Below are 19,247 nucleotides of genomic sequence, written 5' to 3'. Positions count from 1 at the left end.
AAGGGAGGCGTTCTACCTCCCTTTTAAAGCGCTGTTTTTCCCAATGCCAAAATGATCAGCTTTCAGAATTTCATATGCTTTTTCATAATTCCCGCTGCGCATGTATTTTATCATTTCCTTTAAATTTTCGTTTGTCTTTGGTATACGCATACCGTTTTTGATAGAGTATTGTCCGATACGGATCAGCTCTGATAAGTTGTTTTCATAGATTCTGTTAATCCGTTCATTTTCAAAAATACTGATGATCTCCATATGCATAGCAGTATCTGCAATCTCCCATTCATACACGTCAGATGCGACGGCACACATGCGGACGATCTTCTCTTCAATTCGATAAGAATATTCTTCGTTGCGTCCGGAAGTGAAGATTAACCGGAATGCAGCCCCCTCTAATAATTCACGTAATTGATAGATCTCGTTAATATCTTGGTCGGTAATCTCTTTGACGGTCATTGATTTGTAATAGTCAGATACGATCAATCCTTCTGCCTGCAACATCTGGATGGCGGTTCGTACCGGGCTTCTGCTCATTCCCAGTTCTTTCGTAAGAAAAGCTTCTGTAAGTGGCATTCCAGGTGGATATGTCAGATTTAGAATGTTGTTTTTGATTGTTTCATAAGCCTGATCTGCCAGGGATGTGTTTTTTTCAGCCATAGGACACCTTCCGTTCAAATTATTCTTTGCTTTTGGGGAAATATACATCATGAGCGTATACGTTTTTTGAAAATGTATACAAATTATAACGTATTTTCAAGAAAAACTCAAGAAAAATGTTGACTTTTGATTCTATACATGGTATAGTCGATACAGAAAACAAATTGTATACAAATTTAAAAAACGTATACAAAATAAAGCTGATTTTTGAGATAAGGAAGGTAGGAAAGATGAAATTAGGATTTATCGGTACGGGTAACATGGCATCAGCAATTATGGGTGGTATTATTAAGAAAGCGATCATTCCGGCAGAGGAGATTATCGGTGCCGATCTGTTCGCGCCAGGAAGAGAACGTGTACAAAAGCAATTTGGCATTCATGTGACTGACAGCAACAAAGAGGTCGTTGAAAAAGCAGAAGTCATCATCCTGTCTGTTAAGCCACAGTTTTATGAAAGTGTAATCAATGAGATTAAAGATGATATTAAGAAAGATCAGATTGTTATAACAATTGCTCCAGGTAAGACCCTGGCTTGGCTCTCTGAAAAGTTTGGTAAAGATGTAAAACTTGTCCGCACTATGCCAAATACTCCGGCAATGGTAGGTGAAGGTATGACAGCTGCCTGCCCGAATGAGCATATGACAGAGGAAGAGATCGCATATGTGCGTACACTTCTGGAAAGCTTTAGTCGTGTAGAGATCGTTCCAGAGCGTTTGATGGACGTAGTAGTATCTGTCAGCGGAAGTTCTCCGGCTTATGTATTTGTTATGATTGAAGCAATGGCAGATGCAGCAGTATCTGGTGGAATGCCAAGAGCACAGGCATATCAGTTTGCTGCTCAGGCAGTTTTGGGAAGTGCGAAGATGGTATTAGACACAGGAAAGCATCCGGGTGAGTTAAAAGACATGGTATGTTCTCCTGCAGGAACCACAATTGAAGCTGTTCGTACGTTGGAAGAACGTGGATTTAGAAGTGCGATCATCGAAGCAATGAAAGTATGCGAAGAGATTTCCAAGAGCTTATAATCCAATAATAATTGACATAAGAATCCCTCAAGTAGCGAAAAGTATCCGGCCGTTTGGTCAGGATACTTTTTGCTGTTCATAAAAAATAAAATGTGGTAAGATAATAAAGATTTGAGAAAAGATATAAAAAGAAGGTGGGCATTTGAAGAAAAGTTTAGCTTATTTTACGATAGAAGATGCATATGGCGGCAATCAGGAATGGTTCACCAATGTTGTAATGAATATCGGAGGTTGTGGCGCGGCGACTGCATGCGACAGCTGTATTTATTTTGCAAAACAGATGGGAATGACAGCCTTATATCCTTATGATATCAATCATCTTACGAAGGAAGAGTACCGCAGGTTCAGCCAGATAATGAAGCCCTATATCCGTCCCAGAGTTGGTGGTGTAAAAAAGCTGGAATGGTATATGGAAGGATTGAACAAATATATTCAAGATGTGAATCACCGGGAAAATACACAGATTAAGATCGGAATGCGCGGACTTAGCGGGGAATGTTCTTATGAGGAAGCTTCCCGTGCAGTCAAATACCAGATTGATGCTGGAATTCCCGTGCCATATTTAATGCTGAAGCACAAGAAGCCGGAAAAGTATAAAGACTTTATATGGCACTGGTTCCTGGTCGTTGGGTATGAAGAGACAAAAGAAGGTATGGATATCTATGTGGCGACTTATGGAGAAGAGACCAGATTATCAATGAAGGAATTATGGGATACCGGAATGGATGAAAAAGGTGGAATTGTATTATATGATACCAGGGTCCAAAGGCCTAAACTCACATGAGCTTACTCATAGGTGGGGCTTTTGATTATGACATCATAGAGAAAAGGCAGGTTTACAGGATGAAAAAAAGACGGATTATACAAGGAGGCATTGTGGCAGCAGCTCTTTGCATTGCAGTGGTACTGGGAAGGTCTGGTGCGAATAGTGATATGAAGGAAGAACCGGAAGCTGTCGAGGAACAGACGGAGTCGACAGAAAAAGAAGAGGATGGACTATCCCGGGAACAGCAGGAGATGCTGGAAAAGATAAGTAAGACTTATGATGTAGAAGAGCAAAAAGAGATTGCCAGCCGTCTGGAAGAGAAGAAAAAGTCTCAGGATTATACGATCAATAATATGCTGATCGAGCAGAACCCTTTTGGCACTAACAATCAGTCATTGTATGTTTATTTTAATACGGATGAACCAATGAATGTCAGCTATACTATTCATGTGAAAGACTCTTCTGTCAGCGATTTCGCCCAGAATGTATATCAAACAGAAAGATATCAGACAGAGCATGAATTTCAAGTTATCGGTCTCGTGCCAAATATGGAGAATCAGATTACTTTTTTCTTGACAAGGGAAGATGGATCCACTGACACAAAAGAAATTGTATTTGAGATGGGAGATGCTCTGGGAACAGAAGAAGTGAAGCTGGAACAAGAAGTAAAAGGAAATGTGGAAGATCTGGAAGAAGGATTGTACGTTGTTCTGGGAAATGACAGCGAGAAGTTGAATTTCATGTACTATTATGATAACAATGGGGTACTTCGCGGAGAAGTCCCATTGCTGGGTTATCGAAGCTGTAGGTTGATTTTTGAGCAGGATTATATGTATTACAGTATTTCTGAGACAAAGATGGTGCAAGTGAACCGTTTAGGACAGGTCACACAAGTGTATGAACTTGGAAACTATGAATTGCATCATGATTATGTATTTGATGACAACGGTAATATGCTGATTCTGGCAACGGATAAGACACAGGATAGTGTTGAGGATATCGTGATAAAACTGGATGTGAATTCAGGAACAGTGACAGAGATTCTGGATCTTGGAGATTTATTTGGAAGTTACAAGGCAGAATGTCAGAAGAATTCTGACGATGAGTTGGACTGGATGCATATCAATACCATTCAGTGGATTGGAAATGGATCCATCTTATTAAGCTCCAGAGAAACATCTTCTATTATTAAGATCGATAATGTCTACGATTCACCGACGGTTTCCTATATTATAGGGGAAAAGTCTGTATGGGCTGATACAGAATACGAAAGTCTGGTTTTTCAGAAAAACGGAGACTTTACCATTCAGGGAGGACCGAACAGCATTACCTATGTTAAGGATGAAAGCCTTTCAGATGGACAATATTATGTGTATCTGTTTCAAAATAATATAGAAATCAATGAAACTTCATATTATTATAAGTATCTGATTGATGAAAATGCGGCGACATTCGAGTTGATAGATTCATTTGAAGTTCCTTACTCTGATTGTGGGAGCAGTGTTCAGAATCTGGACGAGAATACAGTGATCGATTCTGGTATGCAAGGTGTATTTGGAGAATATGATAAAAGTCATGAACTGATTGCAAGTTTTCAGATGGATGTAGAGACATTCGTATATCGTGTATATAAATATGATTTTGAAGGGTTTTATTTTGCAGGAAGTCAGAAAGAATAAGTCGTATACTTTACGAATGGTTCAATATCCGTTACAATAGAAAACATAGTCAAAAAAAGAAAAATATAGTAGAAAAGGGGAAAGTGTTATGGCAAATCCAATTGTAACATTTGAGATGGAAAATGGAGATATTATGAAAGCAGAATTGTATCCGGAGATTGCTCCGAATACCGTGAATAATTTTATATCACTGGTACAGAAAGGATTCTATGATGGATTGATTTTTCATCGTGTAATCCGTGGGTTTATGATTCAGGGCGGATGCCCGAATGGAACTGGAATGGGTGGCCCGGGGTATAACATTAAGGGAGAATTTTCACAGAATGGTTTCAAAAATGATCTGGCACATACAGAAGGTGTCCTTTCAATGGCCAGAGCAATGCATCCAGATTCAGCAGGTTCACAGTTCTTCATCATGCATAAAAATTCTCCGCATCTGGATGGTGCATATGCAGCTTTCGGAAAGATTGTGGAAGGTATGGATGTGGTAAATAAGATTGCAGAGACGGATACAGATTATAGTGACAGACCGTTAGAGGAACAAAAGATGAAGAAAGTGACGGTTGATACACAGGGTGAAACTTATCCAGAACCAGAGAAAGCATAAGAAAAGCTGGAGGCAGAATCCATGGATATGGTACAGACAGAAAAACTGATATTTGAATATGAAAAGCGCGATGAAGAAGGAAATGTCATAGGAATGTCTCGTGCGATTGATGAAGTGGATATAGATGTGAAAGAAGGTCAATTCATTGCTATCTTAGGCCACAATGGCTCTGGTAAATCTACATTGGCTAAGCATATCAATGCAATCCTTGTCCCTACAGAAGGAACGATGTGGGTCAATGGGAAAGATACCAGTGATCCAAATGAACTTTGGAATGTGCGGCAGTCGGCTGGCATGGTGTTTCAGAATCCGGATAATCAGATTATAGGAACGGTTGTGGAAGAAGATGTCGGGTTTGGACCGGAGAATCTTGGTGTACCGACGGACGAGATCTGGCAGCGTGTAGAAGAAAGCTTAAAAGCAGTAGGAATGATAGAATATAGACATCATTCTCCGAATAAACTTTCCGGTGGACAAAAGCAGCGTGTGGCGATCGCCGGAGTGGTGGCTATGGAACCAAAATGCATTGTCCTGGATGAACCGACGGCAATGTTGGATCCGGTGGGAAGAAAAGAAGTTTTGAAGACAGTACAGAAGCTTCGGAAACAGAAGAAAGTTACGGTAATCCTAATAACACATTATATGGAAGAAGTGGTTGATGCAGATAAGATTTATGTTATGGACCATGGACATGTTGTGATGGAAGGAACACCGCGGGAGATATTTTCACAAGTAGATGTATTGAAAAAATATCGTCTGGATGTGCCACAGGTTACTATATTGGCAGATGAGTTGAAAAAACGAGGTCTGGATATACCAGTCGGTATTTTAAAAAAAGAAGAGTTGGTGGAAGCATTATGTCAATGAAGTTAGAACATCTGAATTATGTATACAGTCCAGGAACGGCATATGAGAAAAAAGCCTTGAATGATATTTGTCTGGAGATCCCAGATGGAGAGTTCATAGGAATTATTGGTCACACTGGCTCGGGAAAGTCTACACTGATACAGCACCTGAACGGATTGCTTAAAGCTACCAGTGGAGAATTGTATTTTAATGGAGAAAATATTTATTCAGAAGGATACAACATGCGCGAATTGCGAAATCAGGTAGGGCTTGTATTTCAGTATCCTGAGCATCAGCTGTTTGAAGTGGATGTGATGACAGATGTATGTTTTGGTCCTAAGAATCAGGGACTGACACCAGAGGAATGCGAGAAGCGTGCGTTGGAGGCATTGAAGCTTGTAGGTCTTAAGGAGAAATACTACCGCTCTTCTCCGTTTGAATTATCTGGTGGGCAGAAGAGAAGAGCAGCCATTGCCGGTGTTTTGGCAATGCGCCCGAAGGTGTTGGTGTTGGATGAACCGACGGCTGGCCTTGACCCAAAAGGACGAGATGACATCTTGGATCAGATTGCCTATCTGCATCGGCAAAGTGATATGACAGTCATTCTTGTATCGCATAGCATGGAAGATATTGCGAGATATGCGGATCGCATTATTGTAATGAATCACGGCTCTGTGATGTATAATGATAAGCCGGAAAAAGTGTTCGAGCATTATCAGGAATTGGAGAAGATAGGGCTTGCAGCACCGCAGGTTACTTATATCATGCATGATCTGGCAGAAAAAGGGCTGCCGGTAAAGGTGAATGTTACAACGGTGGAAGAAGCGGCAGATGAGATTATGAAGGTACTGGAGAAGAAAAGATGATTCGAGATATAACAATAGGACAATATTATCCGGCAAAAAGTATATTACACAGATTGGATCCAAGAGTAAAACTAGTATGCACATTATTGTATCTGGTATCATTATTTTTATTCAGAAGCGTTCCAGGGTATATTGTGGCAACAATTTTCCTGGCAATTATAATCAAGATATCGACGGTTCCATTTTCCTATATTGTAAGAGGCCTTAAACCCATCGTTATGCTCTTGATGATAACCGTTCTTTTTAACCTGTTCCTTACAAGAGACGGTGAGGTGTTGTTTCATGCCTGGATTTTTACCATTACAGAAGGTGGGCTTATTACGGCGGTATATATGGCAATCCGCCTGATATACTTAATTATCGGTTCTTCGCTCATGACATTTACGACGACACCAAACGAATTGACAGATGGAATTGAAGCCTTGCTGCACCCATTGAACAGAATCCATGTTCCCGTACATGAAGTGGCAATGATGATGTCCATCGCATTGCGTTTTATACCGATCCTTCTGGAAGAGACCGACAAGATAATGAAAGCACAGATAGCTCGTGGGGCAGATCTGGAAAGTGGTAATATGATACAAAAAGCAAAAAGCATGATTCCAATCCTGGTTCCACTGTTCGTATCCGCCTTTCGCCGTGCCAACGATCTTGCCATGGCCATGGAGGCAAGGTGTTACCGCGGCGGAGAAGGAAGGACAAAAATGAAACCACTCCACTATCAAAAGAGAGATTATGTGGCTTATATTGTTGTAATTGTATATGTAATTGCTGTAGTTTTGATAGGGTGATATTAATTTGGGACGGGGGTTTTTTCAATTTACTCCGTCCCAAATTGCAATTTACCCTGTCCCTTTTGAGGTATGAGATGAGAAGAGTCAGAATTGTTGTTGCTTATGATGGTACAAATTATTGTGGATGGCAGGTTCAGCCGAATGGAATTACGGTTGAAGAGGTGTTGAATGCGAAGCTTCAAAAATTGACAGGTGAAAAGATTCGTATTATAGGAGCCAGCCGTACGGATTCAGGAGTGCATGCATTGGGAAATGTGGCGGTATTCGATACGGAATCGTCGATTCCGCCAGAACGGATGGCGTATGCATTGAACCAACGCCTTCCGGAGGATATTGTGATTGTAAGATCAGAGGAGGTTCCGTTGGATTGGCATCCCCGTTATCAGGATGAGGTGACGAAGATGTATGAATATCACATTTATAATGCGCCTGTGCCGAATCCTTTAAAACGAAGATATAGTACCTTTGTGTCTTTCCCGATGGACGTAGAAAAGATGCGGCAAGGAGCATCGTATCTAATCGGAGAACATGATTTTGTTAGTTTCTGTAATGTACGAACGAATGTGGAAGATACTGTTCGTACAGTGAAGGAGATACAGATTGAACAGCAAGGTCCTGAGATTACCATACGAATTACCGGAAATGGTTTTTTGTATAATATGGTGCGCATTATTGCGGGGACGTTAATTCGAGTCGGAAGAGGTTTCTATACACCTGAACGGGTGAAAGAAATATTAGATGCAAAAGAACGGACAGAAGCGGGCGTGACAGCGCCGCCGAATGGTTTGGTATTGGTGGGGATTGAATATGGAGAAGATTTATTTTGACAATGGCAGTACGTCATGGCCAAAAGCGCCAAAAGTGGCAGAAGCTATGGCTGATCTGTTGACTCACGGGGCATTCAATATTAACAGAGGTAATTATGAAGGTGCTTATGAGGTGGAAGCAACGGTTCTGGATACGCGGGAACAGCTGGCACGTCTGTTTCATGCAAAAGATTCTCGAAGTGTTATATTTACACCTGGAATTACGTACTCTCTGAATTACTTCATCAAAGGTTTTCTGCAATCAGGAGATCATGTCCTGGTGTCAGGGATGGAGCATAATGCAGTTATGCGTCCGTTAAAACAGATGGAGGCAATCGGCGTTACCTATGATGTGGTAAGAACAGAAGTGGATGGGACGATTCAACCCGAAGATGTGGAGCTTGCCATTAAGAATAATACAAAAGCAATGATTATGCTTCACGCTTCAAATGTGTGTGGTACCATTGTCCCGATTAAGGCAATTGGAGAGATCTGCCGCAGGCATCATCTGTTTTTTGTTGTTGATACGGCTCAGAGTGCGGGTACAATTCCAGTAGATATGCAGGAATGTAATGTTGATTTCCTTGCATTTACCGGGCATAAAGGATTTTTGGGGCCGCAGGGCATCGGTGGTTTTCTTATATCTGAAGAGCTGAATGATCAGATGAAGCCATATATCGCAGGCGGAACAGGGAGTCAGTCAGATGTACTTCTGATGCCGGAAAGCCTTCCGGACAAGTATGAAAGCGGAACTATGAATCTTCCGGGAATCATCGGCCTTCATGCGGCTCTGTCGTATATAGAAGAAACTGGAATAGAGACGATTCATCGTAAGAAAATGGAGTTGACACAGTATTTTCTGGAAAATGTAAAGGAATTCTCCAACATCCGTATTGTGGGAAAAAAAGGAATGAAGGATCGTGTTGCGGTTGTTTCGTTGGATTTCGTGCAGGAGGATAACGCGGTTGTTGCTTTTGAGTTAGAACAATATTATGGAATTATGACAAGAGTCGGCCTTCATTGTGCACCAATAGCACATCGCACATTGCATACTTATCCACAGGGAACGGTTCGTTTTGCTTTTAGTGCTTCCAATACGAGAGGCGAGATTGATCAATGCATAGAGGGATTTCGAGAAATATTATCAGTATAGAATATATAAATAAACCTAGTAATAATATAAGAAAAATCAATATATATTCTGACCTGAATTTATTGCCCCATTAAAACAAACATGTTACGGTTAAGCTAGTAATTATAAGTACGACAAAGAGTCACAAGGAGGAAAATAATATGGCTGATTATCGTAAAATGTGGGAAGATCTGGGAATGGATATTGAGCTGCATGATCAATTGTGCGCGGTGCTTCCGCAGGCGTTTGGAGATGTTTTCTTGTCTCAGGAAAATCGCCCGGAGTGCATGGATTACTACAATATGGTTGTAGCAGACATTCACGGCATTCGCCCGGCAGAATTAATCGAGCATCAGAAGAAAGGTGGAAAAGTATTCGGTACATTCTGTGTGTATGTACCAGATGAGATCATTTTTGCAGCTGATGCAATTGCAACGGGACTTTGCGGCGGATCACAGTTCTGGGTTCCAGGCGGTGAGAAAGTGCTTCCGACGAATACTTGTCCGTTGATCAAGGCATCTGTCGGAGCAAGATTAGACCGTACCTGCCCATTTTTCCGCATTGCAGATATGTATATTGGGGAGACAACCTGCGATGGTAAGAAGAAGGCATGGGAGATCCTGTCAGAAGATGTTCCGGTTCATGTAATGGATCTTCCGCAGATGAAACGCGCGAAAGATGTGAAAGCGTGGGCCGAAGAGATTAAAGAGCTGAAAAATGTAGTAGAAGAATTTACCGGCAATAAAGTGACAGAGGAATCACTTGCAGAAAGTATCAAGCTTATTAATGCGAAGAGAAAAGCTTTGGCAAGATTATATGAGACGCGTAAGAGTGAGAATCTTCCAATCAGCGGTACTGATGCACTTGTGATATCACAGATTGCATTCTACGATGATCCGGCAAGATTTACACAGATGACGAACAAGCTGTGTGATGAGTTGGAACAGCGCATTCAGGACGGAGTAAGTGTAGTTCCAGCCGGAACAAAACGTATTATGTTGACAGGTACACCTCTTGCAATTCCGAACTGGAAGCTGCATAATATAGTAGAGACAAGTGGCGCAGTCGTTGTCTGTGAAGAGATGTGTACAGGTACACGTTATTTTGAGCGATTGGTGGACGAGACTCAGACAACTATCGATGGACAGATTGATGCGCTGGCTGAAAGATATATGGGAATTAACTGTGCATGCTTCACTCCAAACCAGGCAAGAATCGATGATATTTTACGCTTTGCAAAAGAATATAAGGTCGATGGTATTATTGATGTCAACTTGAAGTTCTGTAATCTGTATGATACGGAAGGATATTTCGTGGAACGTGCGATGAAAGAAGCCGGAATTCCGGTTCTTGGAATTGAGACAGATTATACAGACAGTGATGCACAGCAGCTTCGCACAAGAATCAGCGCTTTTGTTGAGATGTTAAATAATTAAAATACAAAAAGGAAGTGTACATATGCAGAACATACAGCATTATGTGCTTTTTCCCAATCATGATAACGGCATGCGGTTATATAAAGAATTAAAAAATCTGGGGGTTCGGGCAACCATTGCTCCTACCCCCAGAACTGCGAGCAAATGCTGTGGAATCTCTCTGATGGTAAGGGAAGAAGATCTGGATATAATCAGAACTTGCATTAAAGAGCATGAGATAGAGATTCTGAAAATCGCAGCTGTTGAGAGGGACATCAATCCCAGAAGGGATAAATATTGCTAAAAGAGGTAAAAAAAGTGAATTATGTAGGAATTGATATTGGGTCGACAGCATCAAAGGTAGTGGCAATAGGAGATCATGAGATGCAGTTTGTGTTGCCGACTGGATGGAGCAGCAAAGAAACAACTCTGACAATTAAAGAAAAGTTGAAAGAAAATGGCATCGATGTTTTGTCAAATGACACTAAAGTGGTAGCAACAGGATACGGACGTGTAGCTGTAGATTTCGCAGATTATGTAATTACAGAGATTACCTGTCATGCCCGGGGTGGCAGAGAGATGGCGGGCAATGACTGTGCAATCATTGATGTAGGGGGGCAGGATACCAAAGTGATTCTGGTCGAACATGGAATGGTACAAGATTTTCTCATGAATGATAAGTGTTCAGCAGGAACTGGAAAATTTTTGGAAATTATGGCAAATCGCCTTGGAATTACCTTGCAGGAGCTGTTTGATATGGCGGAATCAGGTACGGTCCTTCCGATTAGTTCGCTGTGTACAGTATTTGCAGAATCAGAAGTAATTAATTATATCGGAGAAGGAAGAAAACGAGAAGACATTGCGGCTGGAGTGGTAGATTCTGTGGCAGCAAAAGTGTCGCAGCTCAGTCAGAGAAAGAGTCTGCCCGAAAAAGTGATATTGACAGGTGGATTAAGTCACAGCCAATATTTTACAAGTATACTGTCTGCCAAGATTGGACAGAAAGTAGAACCGACAGAACATGGAAGATATGCGGGAGCGCTGGGTGCAGCGCTGCTTGCGAAGGAGAAGTCAAAATAATTTTGACTTCTTTTTTAAAATAGAAAAAGAAGAAAATTCTTCATTTACATTAGAAAAGAATGAGTAAAAATCAGAAAAAACTATATACAAGTTCAGATTTTGTGATAATATAAAAATACAATAAATCTGTGGGAGGATTTTTATTATGGAAATGTTTTTGAAAATTGTTCCCGTGTTGGGCGTTATTGCTCTTGCGTTTGCAGGTGTTTTAGCAGCAAGAGTCAGCAAGCAGGACGCAGGAACAGACCGAATGAAGGAAATTGCATCTTCCATCAGTGAGGGTGCTCAAGCCTTTCTGACAGCTGAATACAAGATTTTGATTATCTTTGTTGCTGTGCTGTTTTTCTTGATTGGCTTTGGAATTGGTAACTGGGTAACTGCAGTCTGCTTCGTGGTTGGAGCTGTGTTCTCTACACTGGCAGGATATTTTGGAATGAGTGTAGCTACAAAGGCAAATGTAAGAACTGCTAATGCAGCGAAAGAAAGTGGCATGAACAAAGCGCTTTCTATTGCATTTTCCGGTGGAGCAGTTATGGGAATGTGTGTAGCAGGTCTTGGTGTCCTGGGAGTAAGTGCAATCTACCTTATTACAGGAAATGTAGATGTGCTTTCAGGATTCAGCCTTGGAGCTTCTTCTATCGCATTGTTCGCCCGTGTTGGTGGTGGTATCTATACAAAGGCCGCTGACGTAGGTGCAGACCTTGTAGGTAAAGTAGAAGCAGGAATTCCGGAGGATGATCCGCGTAATCCGGCAGTTATCGCTGACAATGTAGGTGATAACGTAGGTGACGTTGCCGGAATGGGAGCAGACTTGTTTGAGTCATATGTAGGAGCATTGATTTCTGCTCTCACACTTGGAATCGTATATTATAAAGTGGCTGGTGCAGTATTTCCGCTGGTAATTGCAGGATTAGGATTGATTGCTTCTATTCTTGGAACATTCTTCGTAAGAGGAGACGAGAATTCCAATCCGCATAAAGCGTTAAAGATGGGATCTTATGTATCCAGTCTTCTTGTGTTGATTGTAGCATTTGTATTCAGCAAATATTTCTTTGGTGATTTTAAAGCGGCGATTGCGATCGTAGCCGGATTAGCAGTAGGATTATTGATTGGTATTATTACAGAAGTTTATACTTCTGGTGATTATAAATCTGTAAAAGAGATTGCAGAACAGTCAGAGACTGGTTCCGCAACTACAATTATCAGTGGTCTTGCCGTAGGTATGAAATCTACCGCAATCCCGATTCTTTTAATCTGTATTGGTATCTTTATTGCATATCAGTTCTGTGGACTTTATGGAATCGCACTGGCAGCTGTAGGTATGTTGTCTACGACTGCAATTACTGTAGCGGTTGATGCGTATGGACCGATTGCTGATAATGCCGGTGGTATCGCTGAGATGTCCGGTCTTGATCCGGAAGTACGTAAGATTACAGATAAACTGGATGCTGTTGGTAACACAACTGCAGCAATGGGAAAAGGTTTTGCAATCGGTTCCGCTGCATTGACAGCGTTGGCATTGTTTGTATCTTATGCAGAAGCTGTAAAACTGGAAAGCATTGATATTCTTGACAGCCGTGTTATTATCGGATTACTGATCGGTGGTATGCTTCCATTCTTATTCTCTTCTATGACAATGCAGTCTGTATCTAAGGCGGCATATAAGATGATCGAAGAGGTAAGACGTCAATTTAGAGAGATGCCTGGAATTATGGAAGGTAAGACGAAACCAGATTATAAGTCTTGCGTTGCAATCTCTACAACAGCAGCATTAAAAGAGATGCTGGTACCTGGTATCATGGCAGTTATTTCTCCGTTGGCAGTTGGTCTCCTGTTAGGACCTGCAGCATTAGGCGGCCTTCTCGCCGGTGCATTAGTAACGGGTGTTATGATGGCAATCTTTATGTCCAATGCCGGTGGTGCATGGGATAATGCTAAGAAGTATATTGAAGATGGTAACCATGGCGGAAAAGGCAGCGAAGCTCACAAAGCAGCCGTTGTAGGAGATACTGTAGGAGATCCGTTCAAAGATACATCTGGTCCGTCTATCAATATTCTGATTAAATTGATGACTATTGTATCATTAGTATTTGCGCCACTGTTCTTAGCAGTAGGTGGATTATTGTAATTAAAAAATATAGATTTATTGTGTTATGTATGGCAGTATTTTCAGAAAAATGGAAATACTGCCATTATATATTGTCAGGCTGAACGCTTAGATTTAAAGTCGAAGTTGAGGATAAAACTGGCAACTATGAAAAGATTGTGGTAATATATGTGTCGTAACGTATTTTACAATTAAGAAGATTCAGATAGAAAAGAGGCATTTACATGACAAAAGTTGACATTATTTCTGGCTTTTTGGGAGCTGGGAAAACGACATTTATTAAAAAATTAATTGATCAGGTATTCACAGGCGAGAAGCTAGTATTGATTGAAAATGAATTTGGTGAAATCGGCATTGATGGCGGCTTTTTGAAAGACGCAGGAATTGAGATTACGGAGATGAATTCGGGATGTATTTGTTGTACGTTGGTAGGAGATTTTAGTAAAGCTCTTCAAAAAGTATTGGCAGAGTATCAGCCGGATCGTGTTATTATTGAGCCTTCTGGTGTGGGAAAATTATCTGACATCGTGAGAGCCATTGAAGATGTGAAGAAAGATGCAGAGATAGAGATCGACGGAAGAATTACGGTTGTAGATGGCAAAAAAGCAAAACTTTATTTGAAGAATTTTGGTGAATTTTTTGAAGATCAGGTGAAACATGCATCTACAATTGTTGTTAGCCGTACGCAGATGATGACCGATGAGAAAGTGGAAGAGTGCATTCATATGCTGCGGGATGAGAACGCAGATGCAGCGATTATATCAACTCCTTGGGAACAATTAAGTAAAGATGCTATATGGCATGCATTGGAGCATGGCGCTGAGATAGAAGGACTTCTGGAGGAAGAACATGACCATCATCATGACCACGAAGAATGCTGTGAGCATGATCATCACCATCATGACCATGAAGAATGCTGTGAGCATGACCATCACCACCATCACCATCATGCAGATGAGGTGTTCACCAGCTGGGGAAAAGAAACAGCACATAAATATACAGAAGAGGAATTGGATTTCTTAGTAAAAGCATTGTCCGAGACGGACAGCTACGGAACAATTCTCCGTTCTAAAGGAATTGTTCCGATGACAGATGGAACATGGAAACAATTTGATCTTGTGCCGGAGGAATATGAAGTGCGAGATGGACAGGCAGATTACACAGGACGAGTATGTGTCATCGGAACAGATCTGAAAGAAGATGAACTTTTGAAGCTGTTCCACATTTAATGAAAGAAATGAAGGTGATAGTATGGTAACAATCCCTGTATTTGTATGTACTGGTTTTTTGGACAGCGGAAAGACGACTCTTGTAAAAGAGACATTGATGGAGCAGGAGTGGATTGAACCGGGATTAACACTTCTTCTTCTCTGCGAAGAAGGGGAAGAAGAGTATTCGCAGGAATATCTGGATCAGAAAAATATGGTGTTGCTTAAGATTGAAGAATTTGAGCAGCTGAATGCCACATTTTTCAAAAATTGTGAAAAGAATTACCATCCGACGCAGGTAGTCATTGAATACAATGGAATGTGGAAGCTAGAAGATCTGTTAGCTATCAAATATCCAAGAAACTGGGAACTTCAGGGAGTATATTCGACGGTAGATGGTACAACGTTGGATATGTATCTGAAAAACATGAGAAATATGTTGATGGAACAGTTAATGGAATCAGAATTGATTGTAGTGAATCGTTGTGCAGAGGGAGTGAATCGAGGTGGATTTCGAAGAGCGCTGAAGATACAGAATCCTATGGCCCAACTCATTTTTGAAGGAATGGATGGGAAGATCATTGAACCTACGGAGGAAGATCTGCCTTACGATGTAAAACAAGATAAGATTGTGATAGATGATATAGATTTTGGAGTATGGTATGTGGATGCTTACGACCACCCGGAATTGTATCTTCACAAAGAAGTAGAGTTTGTTGCGCAGTCATTTCGACCAAGAGGTATGAAAGACAATATGTTTGTTCCCGTTCGTAAGATAATGACTTGTTGTGCGGCAGACACCAGACTTTACGGATATCCTTGCAGATCAGACAAAAAGATTGAGATTCATAAAGGAGAATGGATTCGCGTCAGAGCAAGATTTGAATATGAATCTGTGACTTCTTTTGGAAATAAGCAGCCTGTACTGCATTTGATTGAGATGAAACCGGCAGAAAAACCGAAGGAAGAAGTCGTAACTATGGGATAGGGGAGTTCGCCCCTATCCCCTTTCTTGTCTCAAAACTTATTTATGAAATGAAACCGAAGCAGTTCAGGATAACGATTAGAGTAAGTACCGGAACTACTACGGTCATAATTACTTTGTCATAAGTAGATAATTTCCCGTCTCGTCCATTCTTGGTCAGCTCTTTTTCGTATTCCTTATATCCCCATACTTTGCAACAATAGAAAGCGGTCAACAGGCAGCCGAGAGGCAGAAGGACGTAGCCTGAGAAGCAGTCAATCCAGTCGTAGACGTTGTAGTATACCACGCCGGTATTGAATGCCCACCAGGGAAGTCGAATGTTGCTTAGCAATCCGTATCCTTGACTCAGGGAACATAAGATTCCACCGATGAAAATGATTACGGCACAGATTACGGTAGATCTTCTGTGATTGATATGACATTTCTCTTCGATACATTTTACCGGAATCTCCAGGATCGTGAAATAAGTAGATAAAACGGCAAATATAATTGCGGTAAAGAAAAAGAATCCAATGATATTACCGCCTGGAAACTGACTGAATATCTCTGTCATGGCAAGGAATATTAGAGAAGGACCTGCAGCCATCTCTGAACCGGCACCTACAACCGTTGGAATAATTACAAATCCGGCAGTCAAAGCTACGGTAGTATCGCAGATGGTTACCATCATAGAGTCTTTACGGATATTGGCAGTGTCATTGACATTGGCGCCTAAAGTTACAAAAATAGACCATCCGATACCGACAGAGAACATAACCTGCATGCAGGCATCTGAAAATGTCTTCCAGGTAAATTTAGAAAAATCAGGAACCAGATAGAATTTCAGACCATCAATTGCTCCCTCGAAAGAAAAGAGTGCCCAAATACCACATACGATTAGAAGTACGAACAGTAAAGGCATGATGACTTTGGTGACTTTCTCCACAAGTTCTGTAATGCCGCCAGCCAGAAGAAGTACAGTAATTGCCATTAGAATCCCTGCGTAGATCAAAGGTTCAATTGGTTTGGAAATAAAGTTCATATAATAGGCCTCTTTGTCTGCGCCGAAATTGCCGCCCAATAAGTAGGTTACTGCATATTTTAATACATAACCGCTGACGATGATATAGTACATATCAATCATAACAGTACAGACAATATTGATGACCCCTGCGAATTTCCATTTCCTATTAATGACGCCGTAGGCATCAATACCGTTTGTCCTTGCATATCGCCCAATTGCTGTCTCCATCTCAACAACAGGGTGCCCAAGAACAATGCAGAGGATGATGTATACAAATACGAATGCGCCTCCGCCGCCACCGTAAGCAAGATAAGGAAATTTCCAAATGTTCCCCAGACCAATGGCAGCACCGGCAGCTACCATAATATAGCCGAATCGGGAACCAAAATTTGAAGTAGTTTTGTTTGCTTGGTGATTACTCATGAACATCCCTCCTAAATAAAAAGGCTGCTCCCGCGTTTGGGGGAGAGCAGCCTTAAAAGATAATAAAATTACTCTTCTATATTATTATATTCTCTGCCTTTTAGCTGGTCAAAGAATTGGAAAGATGCTTAACACTATTTTAGCATCAAACGAACATTATTTGATGAATCCGAAACAGTTCAGAATAACGATCAATGTAAGAATCGGAACCGCAACTGTCATAACTACTTTATCGTACATACTTAACTTTCCGTCACGTCCATCTTTGGTCAATTCTTTCTCGTATTCCTTATATCCCCATACTTTACAACAGTAGAATGCGGTCAGGAGACATCCTAATGGAAGAAGTACATAACCGGAGAAACAATCAATCCAGTCATAGATATTATAATATACAACACCTGAACCATATGCCCACCATGGGAGCTTCACACCGCTGAGCAGACCAGCACCCTGACTCAGAGAACAGAAGATACCACCGATGAAAATTAAAATTGCAGTAATCCAGGTTGCTTTTCTGTGATTGATATGGAACTTCTCTTCGATACATTTTACCGGAATTTCCAGGATTGTAAAGTATGTGGAAAGAACGGCGAATATCAATGCGGTAAAGAAGAAGAATCCAAGGATATTACCGCCAGGTAAAGTGGAGAAGATCTCTGTCATAGCAAGGAATACAAGAGATGGACCTGCAGCCATCTCAGAACCTGCACCTACAACGGAAGGAATGATTACAAAACCTGCAGTCAATGCAACTGCTGTATCACAGATGGTTACCATCATAGAGTCTTTCCGGATATTAGCACTGTCTTTTACACTGGCACCAAGTGTTACGAAGATCGCCCATCCGATACCAACGGAGAACATTACCTGCATACAGGCATCAGCAAAGGTCTTCCAGGTAAATTTGGAAAAATCAGGAATTAAGTAAAACTTCAGACCATCAATTGCACCGTCAAATGCAAATAAAGCCCAGAATCCACAGATAAGAAGTAATACAAACAGCAAAGGCATGATTACTTTTGTAACTTTTTCAACCAGTTCTGTAATACCTTTGGATAATAAAAGTACGATAATGATCATTAATATTCCTGCATAAATCAATGGCTCAATCGGGTCAGAGATAAAGTTCATGTAATATGCAGTCTTATCAGTACCAAAATGTCCACCTGTAAGGTAAGTAACAGCATATTTTAATACATAACCGCTGACGATGATATAGTACATATCAATCAAAAAGGTACAAAGTACATTGACAAATCCGACAAATTTATACTTTGGATTTACAACTCCGTAAGCGTCAATTGCGTTTGTCTTTGCGTAACGTCCGATTGCCGTCTCCATCTCAACAACAGGATGACCGAGTACGATACAAAGGATGATGTACACAACAATAAATGCGCCACCGCCACCGCCGTAGGCAAGATAAGGGAATTTCCAAATGTTTCCAAGTCCGATAGCAGCACCTGCCGCCACCATGATGTAGCCAAATCGGGAACCAAAATTGGCTGAAGGTTTTTTCTCGTTGCTACTCATAATAACACTCCATTCTCTTCATTATTTGAGATATGAAATAAAAAAGGATGCTCTCACAAAGTTTATGAGAGCATCCTCGCCTAATTCAATCCTCTTCTTTAGTATACTCGAAACTTCCTGTCTTGTCAAGAAATTGTCAGACAATCTATAAGAAAGCCTTATAAAACATATTCGAATTGTCTATAATAAAGCTGATATAAAAACAGATTATACTCGGTTTGTATCAAAAAAGGAACAAAAATAACCATAAGAATCACTAGACTTTTAAATACTTAGGGACTATAATTATAATACACGTCAAATTGTAAAATTTGT

Annotated in this window: 18 protein-coding genes; 15 read left to right on the top strand and 3 right to left on the bottom strand. The window is 40.9% G+C overall.

Annotated elements, in window-relative coordinates; all coding sequences use genetic code 11:
- Positions 1-12 precede the first annotated feature (12 nt).
- Positions 13-654, bottom strand: coding sequence for a GntR family transcriptional regulator (locus ACQRD1_RS06580; RefSeq protein ID WP_235232556.1), 642 nt, complete (start codon positions 652-654; stop codon positions 13-15).
- A 230-nt stretch (positions 655-884) separates the two neighbouring features.
- Between ACQRD1_RS06580 and proC the strand changes: the two genes are divergently transcribed.
- The 15 genes from proC (at position 885) to ACQRD1_RS06505 (ending at position 15,973) form a co-directional block, all read left to right on the top strand.
- On the top strand, positions 885-1,679 hold the full coding sequence (proC, locus tag ACQRD1_RS06575) for a pyrroline-5-carboxylate reductase (RefSeq protein WP_235232557.1): 795 nt from the start codon (positions 885-887) through the stop codon (positions 1,677-1,679).
- Positions 1,680-1,821: 142 nt separating this feature from the next.
- Positions 1,822-2,463: a BtrH N-terminal domain-containing protein gene (locus ACQRD1_RS06570; protein WP_235232558.1), complete on the top strand. Its 642-nt coding sequence runs from the start codon at positions 1,822-1,824 to the stop codon at positions 2,461-2,463.
- Between the two features lie 59 nt (positions 2,464-2,522).
- Positions 2,523-4,124, top strand: a complete 1,602-nt coding sequence (locus ACQRD1_RS06565) for an aryl-sulfate sulfotransferase (RefSeq protein WP_427787190.1) — start codon at positions 2,523-2,525, stop codon at positions 4,122-4,124.
- A gap of 88 nt (positions 4,125-4,212) precedes the next feature.
- Positions 4,213-4,731 carry a peptidylprolyl isomerase gene (locus tag ACQRD1_RS06560; RefSeq protein ID WP_235232560.1) on the top strand — a complete coding sequence of 173 codons (519 nt, stop codon included), beginning with the start codon at positions 4,213-4,215 and terminating at the stop codon, positions 4,729-4,731.
- A gap of 21 nt (positions 4,732-4,752) precedes the next feature.
- A complete protein-coding gene (locus ACQRD1_RS06555) occupies positions 4,753-5,598 on the top strand; it encodes an energy-coupling factor transporter ATPase (RefSeq protein ID WP_427787189.1) in 846 nt (281 codons plus the stop codon).
- The gene (locus ACQRD1_RS06550) at positions 5,589-6,443 is read left to right on the top strand and encodes an energy-coupling factor transporter ATPase (protein WP_427743112.1); all 855 of its coding nucleotides are present in this window, start codon (positions 5,589-5,591) and stop codon (positions 6,441-6,443) included. Before ACQRD1_RS06555 ends, ACQRD1_RS06550 begins: the two co-directional genes overlap by 10 nt.
- On the top strand, positions 6,440-7,234 hold the full coding sequence (locus ACQRD1_RS06545) for an energy-coupling factor transporter transmembrane component T family protein (RefSeq protein WP_235232563.1): 795 nt from the start codon (positions 6,440-6,442) through the stop codon (positions 7,232-7,234). The genes ACQRD1_RS06550 and ACQRD1_RS06545 overlap by 4 nt, the downstream gene beginning before the upstream one ends.
- A 77-nt stretch (positions 7,235-7,311) precedes the next feature.
- Positions 7,312-8,064 (top strand): tRNA pseudouridine(38-40) synthase TruA, encoded by a 753-nt coding sequence (gene truA / locus ACQRD1_RS06540; RefSeq protein ID WP_235232564.1) that lies wholly within the window; start codon positions 7,312-7,314, stop codon positions 8,062-8,064.
- On the top strand, positions 8,045-9,196 hold the full coding sequence (locus tag ACQRD1_RS06535; protein WP_235232565.1) for an aminotransferase class V-fold PLP-dependent enzyme: 1,152 nt from the start codon (positions 8,045-8,047) through the stop codon (positions 9,194-9,196). The genes truA and ACQRD1_RS06535 overlap by 20 nt, the downstream gene beginning before the upstream one ends.
- 140 nt (positions 9,197-9,336) lie before the next feature.
- Positions 9,337-10,611 carry a double-cubane-cluster-containing anaerobic reductase gene (locus ACQRD1_RS06530; protein WP_235232566.1) on the top strand — a complete coding sequence of 425 codons (1,275 nt, stop codon included), beginning with the start codon at positions 9,337-9,339 and terminating at the stop codon, positions 10,609-10,611.
- A gap of 22 nt (positions 10,612-10,633) precedes the next feature.
- Complete coding sequence (locus ACQRD1_RS06525) at positions 10,634-10,894, top strand: DUF3343 domain-containing protein (protein ID WP_235232567.1); 261 nt, start codon at positions 10,634-10,636, stop codon at positions 10,892-10,894.
- A gap of 14 nt (positions 10,895-10,908) precedes the next feature.
- The gene (locus ACQRD1_RS06520; protein WP_347375955.1) at positions 10,909-11,670 is read left to right on the top strand and encodes an acyl-CoA dehydratase activase; all 762 of its coding nucleotides are present in this window, start codon (positions 10,909-10,911) and stop codon (positions 11,668-11,670) included.
- A gap of 145 nt (positions 11,671-11,815) precedes the next feature.
- On the top strand, positions 11,816-13,798 hold the full coding sequence (locus tag ACQRD1_RS06515; protein WP_235232569.1) for a sodium-translocating pyrophosphatase: 1,983 nt from the start codon (positions 11,816-11,818) through the stop codon (positions 13,796-13,798).
- A gap of 203 nt (positions 13,799-14,001) precedes the next feature.
- Positions 14,002-15,006, top strand: coding sequence for a CobW family GTP-binding protein (locus ACQRD1_RS06510; protein WP_235232570.1), 1,005 nt, complete (start codon positions 14,002-14,004; stop codon positions 15,004-15,006).
- Positions 15,007-15,028: 22 nt separating this feature from the next.
- Positions 15,029-15,973, top strand: a complete 945-nt coding sequence (locus ACQRD1_RS06505) for a GTP-binding protein (RefSeq protein ID WP_235232571.1) — start codon at positions 15,029-15,031, stop codon at positions 15,971-15,973.
- Positions 15,974-16,013: 40 nt separating this feature from the next.
- Here ACQRD1_RS06505 and ACQRD1_RS06500 read toward each other — a convergent pair whose 3' ends face one another.
- Both ACQRD1_RS06500 and ACQRD1_RS06495 read right to left on the bottom strand, forming a co-directional pair.
- The gene (locus ACQRD1_RS06500) at positions 16,014-17,396 is read right to left on the bottom strand and encodes a sodium-dependent transporter (protein WP_235232572.1); all 1,383 of its coding nucleotides are present in this window, start codon (positions 17,394-17,396) and stop codon (positions 16,014-16,016) included.
- A gap of 156 nt (positions 17,397-17,552) precedes the next feature.
- Positions 17,553-18,932: a sodium-dependent transporter gene (locus ACQRD1_RS06495; RefSeq protein ID WP_235232573.1), complete on the bottom strand. Its 1,380-nt coding sequence runs from the start codon at positions 18,930-18,932 to the stop codon at positions 17,553-17,555.
- Positions 18,933-19,247: the final 315 nt, after the last annotated feature.

The organism is Bariatricus sp. SGI.019, assembly GCF_050315235.1.
Taxonomy (GTDB): domain Bacteria; phylum Bacillota; class Clostridia; order Lachnospirales; family Lachnospiraceae; genus JAFBIX01.
The sequence above is the reverse complement of the archived record's forward strand: the minus strand, read 5'-3'. Positions and strand labels throughout refer to the sequence as shown.

Bases quoted from the DNA above. Each gene is read 5' to 3' on its own strand.
- ACQRD1_RS06515 (WP_235232569.1), top strand. From the start codon at position 11,816: ATGGAAATGTTTTTGAAAATTGTTCCCGTGTTGGGCGTTATTGCTCTT.
- ACQRD1_RS06545 (WP_235232563.1), top strand. From the start codon at position 6,440: ATGATTCGAGATATAACAATAGGACAATATTATCCGGCAAAAAGTATA.
- ACQRD1_RS06565 (WP_427787190.1), top strand. From the start codon at position 2,523: ATGAAAAAAAGACGGATTATACAAGGAGGCATTGTGGCAGCAGCTCTT.
- ACQRD1_RS06550 (WP_427743112.1), top strand. From the start codon at position 5,589: ATGTCAATGAAGTTAGAACATCTGAATTATGTATACAGTCCAGGAACG.
- ACQRD1_RS06535 (WP_235232565.1), top strand. From the start codon at position 8,045: ATGGAGAAGATTTATTTTGACAATGGCAGTACGTCATGGCCAAAAGCG.
- ACQRD1_RS06500 (WP_235232572.1), bottom strand. From the start codon at position 17,396: ATGAGTAATCACCAAGCAAACAAAACTACTTCAAATTTTGGTTCCCGA.
- ACQRD1_RS06560 (WP_235232560.1), top strand. From the start codon at position 4,213: ATGGCAAATCCAATTGTAACATTTGAGATGGAAAATGGAGATATTATG.
- ACQRD1_RS06505 (WP_235232571.1), top strand. From the start codon at position 15,029: ATGGTAACAATCCCTGTATTTGTATGTACTGGTTTTTTGGACAGCGGA.
- ACQRD1_RS06580 (WP_235232556.1), bottom strand. From the start codon at position 654: ATGGCTGAAAAAAACACATCCCTGGCAGATCAGGCTTATGAAACAATC.
- ACQRD1_RS06510 (WP_235232570.1), top strand. From the start codon at position 14,002: ATGACAAAAGTTGACATTATTTCTGGCTTTTTGGGAGCTGGGAAAACG.
- proC (WP_235232557.1), top strand. From the start codon at position 885: ATGAAATTAGGATTTATCGGTACGGGTAACATGGCATCAGCAATTATG.
- ACQRD1_RS06555 (WP_427787189.1), top strand. From the start codon at position 4,753: ATGGATATGGTACAGACAGAAAAACTGATATTTGAATATGAAAAGCGC.
- ACQRD1_RS06530 (WP_235232566.1), top strand. From the start codon at position 9,337: ATGGCTGATTATCGTAAAATGTGGGAAGATCTGGGAATGGATATTGAG.
- ACQRD1_RS06495 (WP_235232573.1), bottom strand. From the start codon at position 18,932: ATGAGTAGCAACGAGAAAAAACCTTCAGCCAATTTTGGTTCCCGATTT.
- ACQRD1_RS06525 (WP_235232567.1), top strand. From the start codon at position 10,634: ATGCAGAACATACAGCATTATGTGCTTTTTCCCAATCATGATAACGGC.
- truA (WP_235232564.1), top strand. From the start codon at position 7,312: ATGAGAAGAGTCAGAATTGTTGTTGCTTATGATGGTACAAATTATTGT.